An 18,125-nucleotide genomic window follows, 5' to 3' on the forward strand; every position below is an offset into this window, starting at 1 on the left:
TTGTTTTAGGCTACGGCAATAAAAACAACAACATAACCTCACCTGGCATCAAATTTATGAGGAAAAAATGAAATTACTGATTCTGGGCAACCACACTTGCGGCAACCGCGGCGACAGCGCCATCCTGCGCGGCTTACTTGATGCCATCAACATCCTCAATCCACATGCCGAAGTGGACGTGATGAGCCGCTATCCGGTCAGTTCTTCCTGGCTGCTCAACCGCCCGGTAATGGGCGATCCGCTGTTCCTGCAAATGAAACAACAAAACAGCGCGGCGGGCGTTGTCGGGCGCGTTAAAAAAGTCCTCCGTCGCCGCTACCAGCATCAGGTATTGCTCTCACGCGTCACCGACACTGGCAAGCTGCGTAATATCGCCATCGCCCAGGGATTCACCGACTTCGTGCGCTTGCTGTCAGGTTACGACGCCATTATTCAGGTCGGCGGATCGTTTTTTGTCGATCTCTATGGTGTGCCGCAGTTTGAACACGCACTTTGCACGTTTATGGCGAAAAAGCCGCTGTTTATGATTGGTCACAGCGTCGGTCCCTTCCAGGATGAGCAATTTAACCAACTGGCAAACTACGTTTTTGGTCACTGCGACGCGCTGATCCTGCGCGAATCGGTCAGCCTTGATTTGATGAAACGCAGCAATATCACCACTGCAAAAGTTGAACATGGCGTCGATACCGCGTGGCTGGTCGATCACCACACAGAAGATTTCACCGCCAGCTATGCCGTTCAACACTGGCTGGACGTTGCCGCACAACAGAAAACGGTGGCCATTACCCTGCGCGAACTGGCACCGTTCGACAAACGTCTCGGCACCACTCAACAAGCGTATGAAAAAGCCTTTGCCGGGGTGGTCAATCGCACCCTCGACGAAGGGTATCAGGTCATTGCGCTCTCCACTTGTACGGGCATCGACAGCTATAACAAAGACGACCGCATGGTGGCGCTCAACCTGCGCCAGCACATCAGCGATCCTGCCCGTTACCACGTAGTGATGGATGAACTCAATGATCTGGAAATGGGCAAAATTCTTGGAGCCTGTCAACTCACCGTCGGTACGCGTCTGCACTCAGCCATTATCTCGATGAATTTCTCCACTCCGGCAATTGCCATCAACTACGAACATAAATCCGCCGGGATTATGCAGCAGCTGGGGCTACCAGAGATGGCGATTGATATCCGTCATTTACTGGACGGTAGCCTGCAAGCGATGGTTGCGGATACCTTAGGCCATCTTCCGGCGCTGAACGCACGACTTAGCGAAGCCGTCAGTCGCGAACGTCAGATGGGAATGCGGATGGTGCAATCTGTGCTTGAACGCATTGGGGAGGCGAAATGAAGGTCGGCTTCTTTTTACTGAAATTTCCGCTGTCGTCGGAAACCTTCGTTCTTAACCAAATCACTGCGTTTATTGATATGGGCTTTGAAGTGGAGATTGTCGCGCTGCAAAAAGGCGACACCCAGAACACCCACGCGGCATGGACGAAATACAACCTTGCCGCCAGAACCCGCTGGTTACAGGACGAACCTACGGGCAAAGTGGCGAAACTGCGCCACCGCGCCAGCCAGACCTTACGCGGCATTCATCGTAAAAATACCTGGCAGGCGCTCAACCTCAAACGCTATGGCGCAGAGTCGCGGAACCTGATTTTGTCTGCCATTTGCGGCCAGGTCTCAACACCATTTTATGCCGATGTCTTTATCGCTCATTTTGGCCCTGCGGGGGTAACCGCAGCAAAACTACGGGAACTGGGTGTCATACGCGGCAAAATCGCTACTATCTTCCACGGCATTGATATCTCCAGTCGGGAAGTGCTCAACCACTACACTCCCGAATATCAGCAACTGTTCCGCCGTGGCGACCTGATGCTACCGATCAGCGATCTGTGGGCCGGAAGGCTGCAAAAAATGGGATGCCCGAGGGAAAAAATCGCCGTATCGCGCATGGGCGTGGACATGACGCGCTTTAGTCCGCGTCCGGTGAAAGCGCCCGCAACGCCGCTGGAAATCATTTCCGTTGCACGCTTAACCGAGAAAAAAGGCCTGCATGTGGCGATCGAAGCCTGCCGTCAGTTGAAAGAGCAGGGCGTGGCATTTCGCTATCGCATCCTCGGCATTGGCCCGTGGGAACGACGCCTGCGCACCCTTATCGAACAATATCAACTGGAAGATGTGGTAGAGATGCCGGGCTTTAAACCGAGCCATGAAGTGAAAGCGATGCTCGACGACGCGGATGTCTTCCTGTTGCCATCGGTTACAGGTGCGGATGGTGATATGGAAGGCATTCCGGTGGCGCTAATGGAAGCGATGGCGGTCGGCATTCCGGTGGTTTCTACTCTGCATAGCGGAATACCGGAACTGGTGGAGGCTGACAAATCCGGCTGGCTGGTGCCTGAGAACGATGCCCGTGCACTGGCGCAACGACTGGCGGCGTTTAGCCAACTGGACACCGACGAACTGGCACCGGTCGTCAAACGTGCGCGCGAAAAAGTCGAACACGATTTTAACCAGCAGGTGATCAATCGAGAACTCGCCAGCTTGCTGCAGGCTTTATAGAGGAGAACGTATGCCATTTAAAAAACTCTCCCGACGCACCTTCCTGACAGCAAGCTCGGCGCTTGCCTTCCTCCATACCCCTTTTGCCCGTGCAATTCCCGCCCGACAAAGCGTTAACATTAACGACTACAACCCACACGACTGGATCGCCTCATTTAAACAAGCCTTCAGCGAAGGGCAAACGGTCGTCGTGCCCGCCGGATTGGTTTGCGACAATATCAACACCGGCATCTTCATTCCTGCAGGTAAAACGTTACACATCCTTGGAAGCCTGCGCGGCAACGGCAGAGGGCGATTTGTCTTACAGGACGGCAGCAAGGTGACAGGGGGGGAGGGCGGCAGTATACATAACATCACCCTGGATGTGCGTGGTTCTGACTGCACCATCAAAGGGCTGGTGATGAGCGGCTTTGGCCCGGTGACGCAGATCTATATCGGCGGCAAAAACAAACGGGTCATGCGCAACCTGACCATCGATAACCTCACCGTTAGCCACGCTAACTACGCCATCTTACGCCAGGGATTTCATAACCAGATTATCGGTGCCAATATCACCAATTGTAAGTTCAGCGACTTACAGGGCGACGCCATTGAATGGAACGTGGCAATTAACGACAGTGATATTTTGATCTCCGACCATGTGATCGAGCGCATCAACTGTACTAACGGCAAAATCAACTGGGGCATTGGCATCGGCCTTGCGGGAAGTACCTACGATAATAATTATCCGGAAAACCAGGCAGTGAAAAACTTTGTCGTGGCGAATATCACGGGATCAGATTGTCGGCAACTGATCCATGTTGAAAATGGTAAACATTTTGTTATCCGTAATATCAAAGCTCGTAATATCACGCCGGATTTCAGTAAGAAAGCAGGTATTGATAACGCCACAGTTGCTATTTATGGTTGTGACAACTTTGTGATTGATAATATTGAAATGATTAATAGTGCCGGGATGTTAATTGGCTATGGGGTAATTAAAGGCAAATATCTCTCGATACCGCAGAATTTCCGAGTGAATGATATTCAACTGGATAATACTCATCTTGCTTATAAATTGCGCGGCATCCAAATCTCCGCCGGGAATGCTGTCTCCTTTGTGGCGCTGACTAACATTGAGATGAAGCGTGCGTCGCTTGAGCTACACAATAAACCGCAACACCTTTTTATGCGAAATATCAATGTGATGCAGGAATCCTCTGTTGGACCCGCATTGAGCATGAACTTCGACATGCGCAAAGACGTACGCGGTGTCTTTATGGCGAAAAAAGAAACACTGCTGTCTCTTGCAAATGTTCATGCGGTGAATGAAAAAGGACAAATCTCCGTCGATATCGACAGGATTAATCACCATATTGTTAATGTGGAGAAGATTAACTTTAGATTGCCAGAACGGAGGGAGTAGATTTGCGACCATTCCTGGAAAAATGGAGCCATACTTAGGAACAATGCTACTGCAATCCACAACGAAGCGGCGTAACATCACAAGTAATTCAGTAATCAATTCAGGGTAATTGATGCTGGCGAAAAAAATCGAACAAGCTATAATTCAGCAACCATTTTACAGGTGGATGAAATAATGACGAATTTAAAAGCAGTTATTCCTGTAGCGGGTCTTGGGATGCATATGTTGCCTGCCACTAAGGCGATTCCCAAAGAGATGCTACCGATCGTCGATAAGCCAATGATTCAGTACATCGTTGACGAGATTGTGGCTGCAGGGATCAAAGAAATCCTCCTGGTAACTCACGCTTCCAAGAACGCGGTCGAAAACCACTTCGACACCTCTTATGAATTAGAATCTCTCCTTGAACAGCGCGTGAAGCGTCAACTGCTGGCGGAAGTACAGTCCATTTGCCCGCCGGGCGTGACAATTATGAACGTGCGTCAGGGCGAACCTTTAGGTTTGGGCCACTCCATTTTATGTGCACGACCTGCCATTGGTGACAATCCATTTGTCGTGGTGCTGCCAGACGTTGTGATCGACGACGCCAGCGCCGACCCGCTGCGCTACAACCTTGCTGCCATGATTGCGCGCTTCAACGAAACGGGCCGCAGCCAGGTGCTGGCAAAACGTATGCCGGGTGACCTCTCTGAATACTCTGTCATCCAGACCAAAGAGCCGCTGGACCGCGAAGGTAAAGTCAGCCGCATTGTTGAATTCATCGAAAAACCGGATCAGCCGCAGACGCTGGACTCAGACATCATGGCCGTTGGTCGCTATGTGCTTTCTGCAGATATTTGGCCGGAACTTGAACGCACTCAGCCTGGTGCATGGGGGCGTATTCAGCTGACTGATGCCATCGCTGAACTGGCGAAAAAACAGTCCGTTGATGCCGTGCTGATGACAGGTGACAGCTACGACTGCGGTAAAAAAATGGGGTATATGCAGGCATTTGTGAAGTATGGACTACGCAACCTGAAAGAAGGGGCGAAGTTCCGTAAAGGGATTGAGAAGCTGTTAAGCGAGTAACAAATTCCTGACTGGAAGTGTCGGTCAGTAAGTAATTAAAAACGGCAGTGAAGATTCATAGCATAAGTTTTGCTCATTGAATCTCACTGCCGTTGTCTTTTTTATAAGTACAATAAAAACAGCATGTTAGCTTGCAATCATAGTTCAAATTTTTCCAGGATTTTCCTTGTTTCTACAGCTGTTTGGTAAGACAATTAGCGTTTGAATTTTTCGGATTTGGCACGAGTGGGTTACGCTCGTCACATCGTGGAAATGTACGCAGTGCTCTGGTAGCTGTTAAGCCAGGGGCGGTAGCGTGCATTAATGCATCTATTAATCAAATCTGGAGCAGTCTATTTCACAGCATGCTCTCTGGCTATATGGAATAAAAAAGTGAAGATACTTGTTACTGGTGGCGCAGGATTTATTGGTTCTGCTGTTGTTCGTCACATAATAAATAATACGCAAGATAGTGTTGTTAATGTCGATAAATTAACATACGCCGGAAACCTGGAATCACTCGCTGAAATTTCTGATTCTGAACGTTATTCATTTGAGCATGCAGATATCTGCGATGCCGAAGCGATGGCTCGTATTTTCGCACAGCACCAGCCAGACGCGGTGATGCACCTGGCAGCAGAGAGCCACGTTGACCGCTCAATAACTGGCCCTGCGGCATTTATTGAAACCAATATTGTGGGTACTTATGTTCTTTTAGAAGCGGCGCGCAATTATTGGTCTGGTCTGGATGATGAAAAGAAAAAAAACTTCCGTTTTCATCATATTTCTACTGATGAGGTGTATGGTGACTTACCCCATCCGGATGAAGTAAATAGCAATGAAACGTTGCCGCTATTTACGGAAACGACAGCATACGCGCCAAGTAGTCCATATTCTGCTTCTAAAGCTTCCAGCGATCATTTGGTTCGCGCATGGAAACGTACTTATGGTTTACCGACCATTGTGACTAATTGCTCGAACAACTATGGTCCTTATCATTTCCCGGAAAAGCTTATTCCACTGGTTATTCTTAATGCACTGGAAGGTAAGGCATTACCTATTTATGGCAAAGGAGATCAGATCCGCGACTGGTTGTATGTAGAGGATCATGCTCGAGCGTTATATACCGTCGTAACCGAAGGTAAAGCGGGCGAAACTTATAACATTGGTGGACACAACGAAAAGAAAAACATCGACGTAGTGTTCACTATTTGTGATTTGTTGGATGAGATAGTCCCGAAAGAGAAATCTTATCGTGAGCAAATTACCTATGTTGCTGATCGCCCAGGGCATGATCGCCGTTATGCAATTGATGCCGATAAAATTAGCCGCGAATTGGGCTGGAAACCGCAAGAAACGTTTGAGAGCGGTATTCGTAAAACGGTGGAATGGTATCTGGCTAATACAAATTGGGTTGAGAATGTGAAAAGCGGTGCTTATCAGTCGTGGATTGAACAGAACTATGAGGGCCGCCATTAATGAATATCCTCCTATTCGGCAAAACAGGGCAGGTAGGTTGGGAACTGCAGCGTGCTCTGGCACCGCTGGGTAATCTGATTGCTCTTGATGTTCACTCCACTGATTATTGTGGTGATTTTAGTAATCCCGAAGGTGTAGCTGAAACTGTCAAAAAAATTCGCCCTGATGTTATTGTTAATGCGGCTGCTCACACTGCAGTAGACAAAGCGGAATCAGAACCGGAATTTGCACAATTACTTAACGCGACAAGTGTCGAAGCGATTGCAAAAGCAGCCAATGAAGTCGGCGCTTGGGTTATTCACTACTCTACTGACTACGTATTTCCGGGAACCGGTGAAATACCGTGGCAGGAGACGGATGCTACAGCACCTTTGAATGTTTATGGTGAAACTAAACTAGCCGGAGAAAAAGCGTTACAGAAACATTGCGCGAAGCATATTATTTTCCGTACCAGCTGGGTATATGCAGGTAAAGGAAATAACTTCGCCAAAACAATGTTGCGTCTGGCAAAAGAGCGCGAAGAACTGGCTGTGATAAACGATCAGTTTGGCGCACCAACAGGTGCCGAATTGCTGGCTGATTGCACCGCTCATGCCATTCGCGTAGCAGTAGACAAACCAGAAGTTGCTGGTTTGTACCATCTGGTTGCTGGCGGTACAACAACCTGGCACGATTATGCCGCTCTGGTATTTGAAGAAGCGCGCAAAGCAGGGATTAACCTTGCTCTTAACAAACTTAACGCCGTGCCAACAACGGCCTATCCCACACCAGCCCGTCGACCCCATAACTCTCGCCTCAATACAGAAAAGTTTCAGCAGAACTTTGCGCTTGTCTTGCCTGACTGGCAGGTGGGTGTGAAACGAATGCTCAACGAATTATTTACGACTACGGCAATTTAACAAATTTTTGCATCTCGCTCATGATGCCAGAGCGGGATGAATTAAAAGGAATGGTGAAATGAAAACGCGTAAAGGTATTATTCTGGCTGGTGGTTCCGGCACTCGTCTTTATCCTGTGACGATGGCAGTAAGTAAACAACTGCTGCCGATTTATGATAAGCCGATGATTTATTATCCGCTTTCAACGCTTATGTTAGCGGGTATTCGCGATATTCTTATTATCAGTACGCCACAGGATACGCCGCGTTTCCAACAATTGTTGGGGGACGGGAGCCAGTGGGGGCTTAATCTACAGTATAAAGTACAACCGAGTCCGGATGGCCTGGCGCAAGCGTTTATCATTGGTGAAGACTTTATTGGTGGCGATGATTGTGCACTTGTGCTTGGTGATAATATCTTCTATGGACACGACTTGCCGAAATTAATGGAAGCTGCTGTTAACAAAGAAAGCGGTGCAACGGTATTTGCTTATCACGTTAATGATCCTGAACGTTATGGTGTCGTGGAGTTTGATAATAACGGTACTGCAATTAGCCTGGAAGAAAAACCGCTGGAACCAAAAAGTAACTATGCGGTTACTGGGCTTTATTTCTATGACAATGACGTTGTGGAAATGGCGAAAAACCTTAAGCCTTCTGCCCGAGGTGAACTGGAAATTACCGATATTAACCGTATTTATATGGAACAAGGACGTTTGTCTGTCGCTATGATGGGGCGTGGCTATGCATGGCTGGATACAGGGACGCATCAAAGTCTTATTGAAGCAAGCAACTTCATTGCCACCATTGAAGAGCGCCAGGGACTAAAGGTTTCCTGTCCGGAAGAAATTGCTTATCGTAAAGGGTTTATTGATGCTGAGCAGGTAAAAGTATTAGCCGAACCGTTGAAGAAAAATGCTTATGGTCAGTATCTGCTCAAAATGATTAAAGGTTATTAATAAGATGAACGTAATTAAAACTGAAATTCCTGATGTATTAATATTTGAACCAAAAGTATTTGGGGATGAGCGTGGTTTTTTTATGGAAAGCTTCAATCAGAAAGTTTTCGAAGAAGCTGTGGGGCGGAAGGTTGAATTTGTTCAGGATAACCATTCTAAGTCTACTAAAGGAGTAATTAGAGGATTACATTTTCAATTACCACCTTATTCACAGGCAAAATTAGTACGCTGTGTAGTAGGTGAGGTATATGACGTTGTTGTTGATATAAGGAAAGATTCTAAAACTTTTGGCAAATGGGTCGGTGTAAATCTTTCTGCTGAAAACAAGCGACAGTTGTGGATTCCAGAAGGATTCGCCCATGGTTTTGAAGTGATTAGTGAAGTCGCTCATTTTTTATACAAAACAAATAATTATTATAATGCAACTATGGAAAAAGGTATAAGATGGGATGATGAATATTTAGCTATTAATTGGAAAGAAAAAAAAGCGATAATCTCTGAGAAAGACATGAAACAACCATCATTCAGAGAACTTTTTGAGAAAGTTTAATTGATGAATAACAAACTAGCCAGGCAAGGATTATTATGGAGCACAATTGAAAGGCTAGGAACGCAAGCCATACAATTATTATTAATGTTGTATTTGGGTAGGGTTCTTGGACCAAGCTCTTTTGGTTATGTTGGTATGCTAACTTTATTTCTATCATTAGCTCAGGTTCTAATTGATAGTGGATTTAGTGCAGCATTAATTAGAAAATCGGAGCGTACTGAAAAAGATTATTCGACAGTATTTATATTTAATATTTGTCTATCAATACTAATATATATTGTACTTTATTGTTTATCTTCTTATATTGCTTTATTCTATCAAATACCTCTGCTGGAATCTTTACTTGATATTTTAGCATTAACAGTTATAGCAAATGGTCTAACTTTAATCCCCAAGATTCAACTCACTGTAGACGTGAATTTTAAGATCCAAGCTAAAAGTTCACTTATCGCTATTACCAGTAGTAGTGTAATAGCGATAACGTTAGCTGCTTTGGGTTATGGAGTATGGACATTGGTTTTCCAATCGTTATCCTATAGTGTCATAAATTGTATTGTACTGAATATTTATAATCCATGGTATCCAAAAGAGAAATTTTGCTATGAAACATTCAAAAAGCTATTTTCATTTAGCAGTAACTTACTAATTGCTGGAGTACTTGAAGCTTTTTATTCAAATATATATCAATTAATTATAGGGAAATTTTTTACACCACAGCTTGTAGGGCAATTTACACAGGCTAATCAGATCTCTAGCGTACCTGCAATGACACTTACTAATATTATTCAGAGAGTAACTTATCCACTTTTTTGTAATATTTATAATGGCAAAGGGAAAATAGATGATGCTTATTTAAACACACTTAAAATTGCAGGCGTTGTAGTTTTTCCAATTCTATTAGGAATAGGTTTAATCTCGAAGCCATTAGTCTCTGTATTATTAGGAAGTGAGTGGAAATTTACATCTGATATTCTGTTTCTACTTTGTATTGCATTTATGATTTATCCTATACATGCAATAAATATTAATATCCTACAGGTTCATGGGCGAAGTGATCTTTTTTTGCGTTTGGAAATACTAAAAAAGACATTGATGACAATTATTCTTGTCATTACGATGCAAATAAATATAAATGCAATGGTGATTGGTTTAGTTTTACACTCATATCTTTCGTGGTTTTTAAATGGATTATTTAGCCAGAAAGTATCAACGATCACAATAAGGAAGCAGTTAAAAGAGTTACTACCTATATGGTGTCTATGTTTAATTAGTGGGTTAGGTTCTAACTATATTATAAATGAAATAAGTATGGAACCTTTATTAAATATAATATTTACTATTTTATTAAATGCCATTATATACATCACACTAATTCGAATTATGTACAAAGAAATATTTATGACTATTATTTCTCTTATAAAAAATAAGGGCTGAAAATGAACGATAAAACTATTCCAGTAACGCAACCTTCTTTGCCGGAACTTGCAGAATTCATGCCTTACCTGGAAAAAATATGGAAAAATAAATGGTTGACAAATAATGGACCATTTCATCAAGAACTCGAGGAAAAATTATGTGAATTTTTGGGTGTGCAGCATATCTCGCTTTTTAACAATGCAACAATTGCATTGATCACAGCATTACAAGCCCTAAGAATAACAGGTGAGGTAATAACAACACCATATTCATTTGTTGCAACTTCACATGCTATTTTATGGAATGGACTTACGCCTGTCTTTGTTGATATTGAAAATGATGGATATAATATTGATTACAGAAAAATAGAACAGGCTATTACACCAAAAACTTCAGCAATTTTACCTGTCCATTGCTACTCAACACCCTGTGAAGTCGAAGAAATTCAAAAAATAGCTGATAATTATGGATTGAAAGTAATCTACGACGCAGCACATGCATTCGGTGTAAATTTTAAAGGGCAAAGTTTACTTAACTATGGTGATTTATCAATTCTTAGTTTCCATGCGACGAAAGTCTTCAATACATTTGAAGGTGGGGCAATAATTAGCCCTGATGCTAAAACCAAGTTACGTATAGATCGATTAAAAAACTTTGGTATCGCCGACGAGCTGACTGTGACAGCTCCAGGAATAAATGGCAAAATGAGTGAAATTAATGCTGCCTTTGGACTTGTTCAGTTAAAGCATATTGAGGGCTCAATATCTAAGCGAAAAATAATTGATAGTCTTTACCGGAATTTACTGAAAGGGACTCCGGGTATTACTATATTTCCAGGAAATATAAATGCAAATAGCAACTATTCATATTTTCCTATACTCATAGATGATGGTTTTCATATGAGTCGTGATCAGGCATATGAATTACTTAAGAAAAATAATATCCTATCTCGAAAGTATTTTTATCCATTAATCAGTAATATGCCTATGTATCGAGGATTGATTTCAGCTAGCGTTGATAATCTACCAATAGCCAATAGTGTTGCTGATAAAGTCCTATGCTTGCCAATATATACAGATTTAAATGAAGAGATTGTTGTGAAAATAACCAAATTATTATTGGGTAAGATGTGATATGGCCTATTTAGATGAAATACAGTTAAAAGAAATGGGCTTCAAAAGCGTTGGAGAAAATGTAAAAATATCAGATAAGGCATCTTTTTATGGGTGTGATAATATTAGTATTGGGAATAATGTAAGGATTGATGATTTTTGCGTGTTTTCAGCTGGAGAGGGTGGTATTGATATACACGATTATATTCATATAGCGGTATATTCTTCAATTATTGGCAAAGGAAAAGTAACTATATCTGACTACGCAAACATTTCATCTCGAGTCTCAATATATTCCAGTAACGATGATTATTCTGGCAATTATATGTCTAATCCAGTAGTTCCAAGTGAATATACGAATATACATAGCGGTACTGTATTTATAGGCAAACATGTTATCATAGGTTGCGGAAGTATTGTTCTTCCGGATGTTATTTTACATGAGGGTGCAGCAATTGGAGCTCTTTCTGTAGTCAAAGAGGATTGTGAAGCTTTTACGGTAAATGTAGGTATACCAGCTAAACCAATATCTGAAAGAAGCAAGAAATTATTGGAGCTTGAATCTGTATTTAAACCAAGCGCTATTGGAGATAATCTGTGAAGATTCATATTTATTTTCGGCATACGGATATTAGTCGGACAACTAAAAATAATCGGCCTGAGTGGTTTAGTCATGAAAATTGTTTTATAAATCTTATAAATACAATAAAAGAATCTAAATATAAAGACCAAATAGCATTTACTTTTATTTTTGATGGATCATTAAACGTTGCTTCCTTAGATCCGTTATATCAACACTTTGAAAATATCGATATGAATAATAAAAAGATATTCATAATCAATGGAGGAGATCAGCGCAAAGCATGGCGTGAATGCGTAAAACTAGTAGATGAAGATCGTCGAGTTGGAAAAATTGATAAAAATGATTTAATATATTTTTTAGAAAATGATTATTTGCATGAGTCTAAATGGATTGATGAGATATTTAACTTGGTCAAATCAAATATAAGATGGGATATGGCAACGCTTTATGATCATCCAGATAAATATAGTGAATATTGTGAACATCTTGATTCATTAAAAAATAAAAACAAAAAAACTATTGTATTTTATTCTGGGAGTAGGCATTGGAAAATAGCACCAAGTACATGTGCAACATATATTATGAAAGCCAGGGTTTTTGATAGGACAAAAATAATTCTAAAATTAGCTATTTACGATTACAAATTATTTTTGATACTTACTAAAATATTTAGAATTAGACTTCTTTCACCTATCCCCGCTCTTTCAACTCATTGTATGGCTTCTTTGTTATCACCTTCAATCAATTGGGATGATTTATAATGGATTGTAAAAAAAAATTATGCATTGTGGCCTGTTCTTATACTTTAAAGCCAGAATTCATAATTAATAAATTATATAATTATTTACCAGATTATGAACTAGATGGTGTTGTGATTTCCAATAATCATGTAGTAGAACAGATTACAATGAAGGGATTTCATATCGAAAACGGGACAAATTCTCTTTTTGAGTTTTCTGCCTATAAGGAAGGAATAGATTTTTTAGAAGATAGCTCATTATTACCATCAGGAGTACCAATTCTCATTTTGAATGATACATTGTTCTTGAAACATAATGCAAAATTCTTTTTAAGGAAAATTGTGAGTTATTATTCAACAATTCAAAGAACTGAATTGCCTACAATGGCAGGTCGTTTAGATCCTTATAATAATATATGTTACAGTAACCCTTGGAATAATATGAATGGCTATATATCTTCCTTTTGTATGCTAATAAATGAAAAATCTGCAAAAATAATTGTTAGTTGCTACAATGAGCTTCCAAAATATTTTTTTAGTAATGATATTGATATTATTGACCCCAAATGGGGAATGCAGATTGAATCAAGACTGAGAGAATTTATTCGTAGTCATTTAATTGATATAGACACAGATACGGTTTGGTATCAAGCTAAATTGTTACATAATGATAAACAACGAATTAATATTAAAGCTCAATGTGTCTTCATGGAACATTTCATATCAGGGAAGATTGGTGAAAGTGGAATTGTTGTTTCTATTTTTCCCACATGGAAAGGAAAGGTGTTAAATTTTTTAAACGAGCAATTGGCTAAAATCAAGAGGAAGATTATAATTAAATGAGGAAAAATTTTTACACGACACCAATCACATTACTAATTCTTACGCTTAATATTGCTGCAACAATTGTAGTTATAAACAACAGTGAATTATTGATTGGCGATTTAATGGGGTTTAAATCAGAAACTGTCGTAATAATTCAATCTCTAATTTATATATCTCTTAGCTTATTATTTCTATCGGTATTATATAATGGATTGGAAAAAATAAAACCACTTACAACAAAATTAGCTGATTCTAATAGTAGACCGATCGCCATTTTTTTAATTTGTTTAGAATTATTATATATAACATACGTATTTAATACAGGCTTATTTGTTGCCGGTAATAATGAGCGCGGAGGCGGAGTAATTTCAGCGTTATTTGTATTACTGAATGTTGATGTACTTGTTTTAATATTTCTAACACATGTTAAAACAAGTAAGTACAAGCCCATTATTATCATGTTGTGGATTATTTCTTTTCTTCAGCGTGGTTGGATATCTTATTTTTTCATTTTGATTTTAATCTCATTTATCGATCGTCGATTGAAAAACAAAAAAAATTGGAAAGCTGGGGTAGTATTAATATGTTTTATTCTGGCTCTGCCATTTGTAGAACAGATTAAGAATTCTATCAGAAGTGGCGAAGCTATCAGCACGCAATTAACTTTTTTTGATTATGCGGATTCTTTTAATCAACAATTTATGAAGGTTGTTGGCAGAGTTCAAACAGTTTCACACGTTGCATTTATAACAGATAATATTAATCAACTTCAGAATTTAAAAAATAATGGAGAATCTACTGATTTTTTTGAAGAAAATTTTATTTATATAATTGCTAAAAAATTAGGGAGTGCTGATGATAAGATTAATACTCCAGATTTGCTTGCCAGATATATTTCTCCATCTCTGGATAGCTCATGGAATGTGAATCCATCGTTAATTGGTTGGATTTTTATTCAAAATGATTTATACGTTTTACCCATCATATGGGTTGTTTTGCTGTGTTTTCTATTTACAATGCTATCTAAAATTATTGCGAATGACCTATATGCAATGAATATGAGATGGTTGTTTTGGTTAGTGTTTTTATTTCCGGGTTGGATATTCCAATTCACAGCAGTTATATTTTCGCTTTTAGTATTTATTTTATTAAAGTACACACTTAGGACTAAAAGAGTAAAACCTTTATGACGAAAATAGTTTTCAATTTACTATCTTTTTCAGAATTAAAATATTATGGGGTTGGAGTATACTTTAGAGATTTAATTGCAAAAAATATTAATGAAATATTCGATGGGATTGATTGCGAAATAATAGTTGTTCACCAGGCTAATATCCCTGTTAAAGAATTGTTCAATTTTCCAGAAAACAATAATATTACCTATAATCCTGTAAAAGGCATTAATGGGAAATTTTTGCGTGTTATTTACGAACAGATATTTATGCCGATTAAATTTCGTAACTATAACATAATTTATTCCCCAAATAATATTAATCCGATTCTTTTGGGGGCTAAATGTAAGTCAATAATTACTATTCATGACTTGCTTCCATTTAGAAAGGCTAATAGATTTGGTCTTCTACAAAGATTGTATCTAAAGTTTTTCACATATATGTGTGCTCACAAATCGGAAAAAATCGCTACAGTGTCCAATAATTCAAAAAATGATATTATCAATACCCTTAATGTCAAGAGCGATAAGGTTATTGTAACTTACAATATATTAGGTGATTTTAAAAAATCCTCTATACACCAATATGATTGTGAACCTTTTTTTTTCTCGGTGGGTGCTTTGCATGAAGATAAACAATACGATTTGATGATAAAGGCTTTTCTAAAGTTCAAAAAATTAGTCAATGATAATTGTAAATTATTAATTGCTGGGGGTGATCATGGAGCTAAGAAAATTTTACAGGACTTGATTGATGAATTAAAATTAAATGACCATGTTCAATTATTAGGATATATCACTGATGAAGATAAGTGGGACTACTATGAAAATTGTTGTGCACTTATCTTACTAGGGAAATATGAAGGTTTTGGTATTCCTGTATTGGAAGCTATGAGTGTCAATAAGCCATCAATTGTAGCAAATACCGGGGCTCTACCTGAGATCATAGGTAAAGCAGGATTTGTCATAAATGCTGATATTGATTCAATTTGTGATGCTATGTTAAAAAGCTATTCATATAAAGTTGACCCAAAATTGTTTGAAGATGAATTATCACGCTTTTCTACTAATAAACAAATAAATACTTTGCAGCACATGTTTAAGGAAATATGTAAAGATGTCAGATGACACTCCAAAGTTTTCTGTTTTGATGGCTATATACATCAAGGATTCTCCCCTATTTCTCTCTGAGGCTTTACAATCAATTTATAAAAATACGGTTGCCCCAGATGAAGTTATTATTATTCGTGATGGTAAGGTCACATCTGAACTCAATTCTGTTATTGATAGTTGGAGAAGATATTTAAATATAAAAGATTTCACACTTGAAAAAAATATGGGGTTGGGGGCAGCGTTAAATTTTGGGTTGAATCAATGTATGCATGATTTAGTAATACGTGCTGATTCTGATGATATAAATAGAACAAATCGATTCGAATGTATACTTGATTTTATGACTAAGAATGGTGATGTTCATATTCTTAGCTCTTGGGTTGAAGAGTTCGAATTCAATCCAGGAGATAAGGGCATAATAAAAAAAGTACCAAGTCGGAATTCTATACTTAAATATTCAAAAAACAGATCTCCTTTTAATCACCCTGCAGTTGCATTTAAAAAGTGTGAAATAATGCGCGTCGGTGGTTATGGAAATGAGTACTTATATGAAGATTATGCCCTTTGGTTGAAATCTTTAGCTAATGGATGTAATGGTGATAATATTCAACAAGTTTTAGTTGATATGAGATTTTCAAAGGAAACAGCAAAAAGACGAGGTGGAATAAAATATGCCATTTCAGAAATTAAAGCTCAGTATCATTTTTATCGTGCAAATTATATATCATATCAAGACTTTATAATAAATATTATCACAAGGATATTTGTTAGACTTCTTCCCACTAGTTTTCGTGGCTATATATATAAAAAAGTTATCAGGAGATTTTTATGAGCTCACCTCTTATTCCGGTTATATTAAGTGGTGGTAATGGTACTAGGTTATGGCCACTATCTAGAGAGGAATATCCTAAGCAGTTTTTAAAACTAACCGACTCAATATCAATGCTGCAATCAACAATATCTCGGTTAGACTCATTAAATACTTCCTCTCCAGTTGTAATATGCAATGAATTACACAGATTTATTGTTGCAGAACAACTCAGGCACTTAAATAAATTAGATAATAATATTATTTTAGAACCATCTGGTCGCAATACTGCACCTGCTATTTGTATTGCTGCTTTAATTTTAAAAATGAAGCATCCAAATGAAAATCCACTTATGCTCGTTCTTCCAGCCGATCACTCCGTAAAAAAAGTCAAAACTTTTTGTAATACAATAAAAAGTGCTATTCCCTTCGCTGAAGCTGGTAATTTGGTTTCTTTTGGTATTAAACCTACTCATCCTGAGACGGGGTATGGATATATACAAAAAGGCAAAGTGTTATCTGATTCTGATATATATGAGGTCAGTGAAGTTAGAACTTTTGTTGAAAAGCCTAATCTTAAAACAGCAGAAAGCTTTATAGAAAAAGATGAGTATTATTGGAATAGTGGTATGTATTTGTTTAGTGTTGAACGTTACTTACAAGAGTTATCATTATACCGACCAGACATAGTTAAAGTATGCCAGGAAACTGTTAAAAATATTCATTATGATATGGATTTTATTAGATTGGACGATAAAATATTTCGGAACTGTCCACAGGAGTCTATTGATTATGCTGTAATGGAGAAAACAAAGGATGCTGTAGTTGCTACAATGGATATCGGTTGGAATGATGTAGGAGCATGGTCTTCGCTTTGGGAATTAGGGAAAAAAGACTCCTCTGGTAATGTTATCACGGGAGACATCGTTTGCCACGAGACAGAAAATAGTTATATTTATACTGAGTCTGGATTGGTAGCAACTATTGGTATTCAAGATCTTGTTATTATTCATACTAAAGATTCATTACTGGTTTCCAGACGTGATTCAGTACAAAATGTAAAAAATATTGTTCAGCATCTTGATTTGTCAGGACGTAAAGAACATAAAGAACATAGGGAAGTATTCAAGTCATGGGGACGATGTGACTCCATAGATAGTAGTGAAAAGTACCACTATCAGGTCAAACGAATAACAGTTAATCCAAGTGAAAAATTATCGTTGCAATTGCATCATCACCGTGCGGAACATTGGGTTGTTGTAATGGGGATTGCTAAAGTTACAGTTGCAGAAGAAATAAAAATTTTAAAAGAGAATGAGTCTGTATATATTCCTGCAGGTATTAAGCATAGTTTGGAAAATATTGGGACAATACCACTTGTGTTAATAGAAGTTTGGACCGGTTCTTATCTTGCTGATGATGATATCCTTCGATTTGAAGATTGATATGGTAGAGCTTAGAAATAGAGAGTCTTAA

17 protein-coding genes are annotated in these 18,125 nt (G+C 39.3%); all 17 read left to right on the top strand.

Features of this window, described 5'->3' with window-relative positions; genetic code table 11:
• Positions 1–67: 67 nt before the first annotated feature.
• The 17 genes from wcaK to ACJHYD_RS02935 all read left to right on the top strand — a co-directional run bounded on the left by wcaK (position 68) and on the right by ACJHYD_RS02935 (position 18,094).
• The gene (gene wcaK, locus ACJHYD_RS02855; RefSeq protein WP_000770841.1) at positions 68–1,348 is read left to right on the top strand and encodes a colanic acid biosynthesis pyruvyl transferase WcaK; all 1,281 of its coding nucleotides are present in this window, start codon (positions 68–70) and stop codon (positions 1,346–1,348) included.
• Positions 1,345–2,565: a colanic acid biosynthesis glycosyltransferase WcaL gene (gene wcaL, locus ACJHYD_RS02860; protein ID WP_000862689.1), complete on the top strand. Its 1,221-nt coding sequence runs from the start codon at positions 1,345–1,347 to the stop codon at positions 2,563–2,565. The genes wcaK and wcaL overlap by 4 nt, the downstream gene beginning before the upstream one ends.
• A 10-nt stretch (positions 2,566–2,575) precedes the next feature.
• Positions 2,576–3,970: a colanic acid biosynthesis protein WcaM gene (gene wcaM / locus ACJHYD_RS02865; RefSeq protein ID WP_033546875.1), complete on the top strand. Its 1,395-nt coding sequence runs from the start codon at positions 2,576–2,578 to the stop codon at positions 3,968–3,970.
• A 174-nt stretch (positions 3,971–4,144) separates the two neighbouring features.
• Positions 4,145–5,038, top strand: coding sequence for a UTP--glucose-1-phosphate uridylyltransferase GalF (gene galF, locus ACJHYD_RS02870; RefSeq protein ID WP_001590301.1), 894 nt, complete (start codon positions 4,145–4,147; stop codon positions 5,036–5,038).
• A 372-nt stretch (positions 5,039–5,410) separates the two neighbouring features.
• Positions 5,411–6,496, top strand: coding sequence for a dTDP-glucose 4,6-dehydratase (rfbB, locus tag ACJHYD_RS02875; RefSeq protein ID WP_001590300.1), 1,086 nt, complete (start codon positions 5,411–5,413; stop codon positions 6,494–6,496).
• A complete protein-coding gene (rfbD, locus tag ACJHYD_RS02880) occupies positions 6,496–7,395 on the top strand; it encodes a dTDP-4-dehydrorhamnose reductase (protein ID WP_001023616.1) in 900 nt (299 codons plus the stop codon). The genes rfbB and rfbD overlap by 1 nt, the downstream gene beginning before the upstream one ends.
• A gap of 58 nt (positions 7,396–7,453) precedes the next feature.
• Positions 7,454–8,332, top strand: a complete 879-nt coding sequence (gene rfbA / locus ACJHYD_RS02885; RefSeq protein WP_000857508.1) for a glucose-1-phosphate thymidylyltransferase RfbA — start codon at positions 7,454–7,456, stop codon at positions 8,330–8,332.
• Between the two features lie 4 nt (positions 8,333–8,336).
• The gene (rfbC, locus tag ACJHYD_RS02890; protein ID WP_001100801.1) at positions 8,337–8,882 is read left to right on the top strand and encodes a dTDP-4-dehydrorhamnose 3,5-epimerase; all 546 of its coding nucleotides are present in this window, start codon (positions 8,337–8,339) and stop codon (positions 8,880–8,882) included.
• 3 nt (positions 8,883–8,885) lie between these two features.
• A complete protein-coding gene (wzx, locus tag ACJHYD_RS02895) occupies positions 8,886–10,316 on the top strand; it encodes an O7 family O-antigen flippase (RefSeq protein WP_001590298.1) in 1,431 nt (476 codons plus the stop codon).
• Between the two features lie 2 nt (positions 10,317–10,318).
• A complete protein-coding gene (gene vioA / locus ACJHYD_RS02900; RefSeq protein ID WP_000998544.1) occupies positions 10,319–11,431 on the top strand; it encodes a dTDP-4-amino-4,6-dideoxy-D-glucose aminotransferase VioA in 1,113 nt (370 codons plus the stop codon).
• 1 nt (position 11,432) lies between these two features.
• Positions 11,433–12,011: a dTDP-4-amino-4,6-dideoxy-D-glucose acetyltransferase VioB gene (vioB, locus tag ACJHYD_RS02905; protein WP_000323726.1), complete on the top strand. Its 579-nt coding sequence runs from the start codon at positions 11,433–11,435 to the stop codon at positions 12,009–12,011.
• Positions 12,008–12,754: a glycosyl transferase gene (locus ACJHYD_RS02910; protein ID WP_000690820.1), complete on the top strand. Its 747-nt coding sequence runs from the start codon at positions 12,008–12,010 to the stop codon at positions 12,752–12,754. The genes vioB and ACJHYD_RS02910 overlap by 4 nt, the downstream gene beginning before the upstream one ends.
• Complete coding sequence (locus ACJHYD_RS02915; RefSeq protein WP_001590297.1) at positions 12,754–13,575, top strand: hypothetical protein; 822 nt, start codon at positions 12,754–12,756, stop codon at positions 13,573–13,575. The genes ACJHYD_RS02910 and ACJHYD_RS02915 overlap by 1 nt, the downstream gene beginning before the upstream one ends.
• Positions 13,572–14,747, top strand: a complete 1,176-nt coding sequence (gene wzy / locus ACJHYD_RS02920) for an O7 family O-antigen polymerase (RefSeq protein ID WP_001230642.1) — start codon at positions 13,572–13,574, stop codon at positions 14,745–14,747. Before ACJHYD_RS02915 ends, wzy begins: the two co-directional genes overlap by 4 nt.
• Positions 14,744–15,856 (top strand): glycosyltransferase family 4 protein, encoded by a 1,113-nt coding sequence (locus tag ACJHYD_RS02925; protein WP_001590296.1) that lies wholly within the window; start codon positions 14,744–14,746, stop codon positions 15,854–15,856. The genes wzy and ACJHYD_RS02925 overlap by 4 nt, the downstream gene beginning before the upstream one ends.
• Positions 15,846–16,673: a UDP-Gal:alpha-D-GlcNAc-diphosphoundecaprenol beta-1,3-galactosyltransferase gene (wbbD, locus tag ACJHYD_RS02930; RefSeq protein ID WP_001278665.1), complete on the top strand. Its 828-nt coding sequence runs from the start codon at positions 15,846–15,848 to the stop codon at positions 16,671–16,673. Before ACJHYD_RS02925 ends, wbbD begins: the two co-directional genes overlap by 11 nt.
• Complete coding sequence (locus ACJHYD_RS02935; protein ID WP_000097983.1) at positions 16,670–18,094, top strand: mannose-1-phosphate guanylyltransferase/mannose-6-phosphate isomerase; 1,425 nt, start codon at positions 16,670–16,672, stop codon at positions 18,092–18,094. The genes wbbD and ACJHYD_RS02935 overlap by 4 nt, the downstream gene beginning before the upstream one ends.
• Positions 18,095–18,125 lie beyond the last annotated feature (31 nt).

The sequence above is a fragment of the Escherichia sp. WS1368 genome, from assembly GCF_046487485.1.
Classification (GTDB): domain Bacteria; phylum Pseudomonadota; class Gammaproteobacteria; order Enterobacterales; family Enterobacteriaceae; genus Escherichia; species Escherichia coli.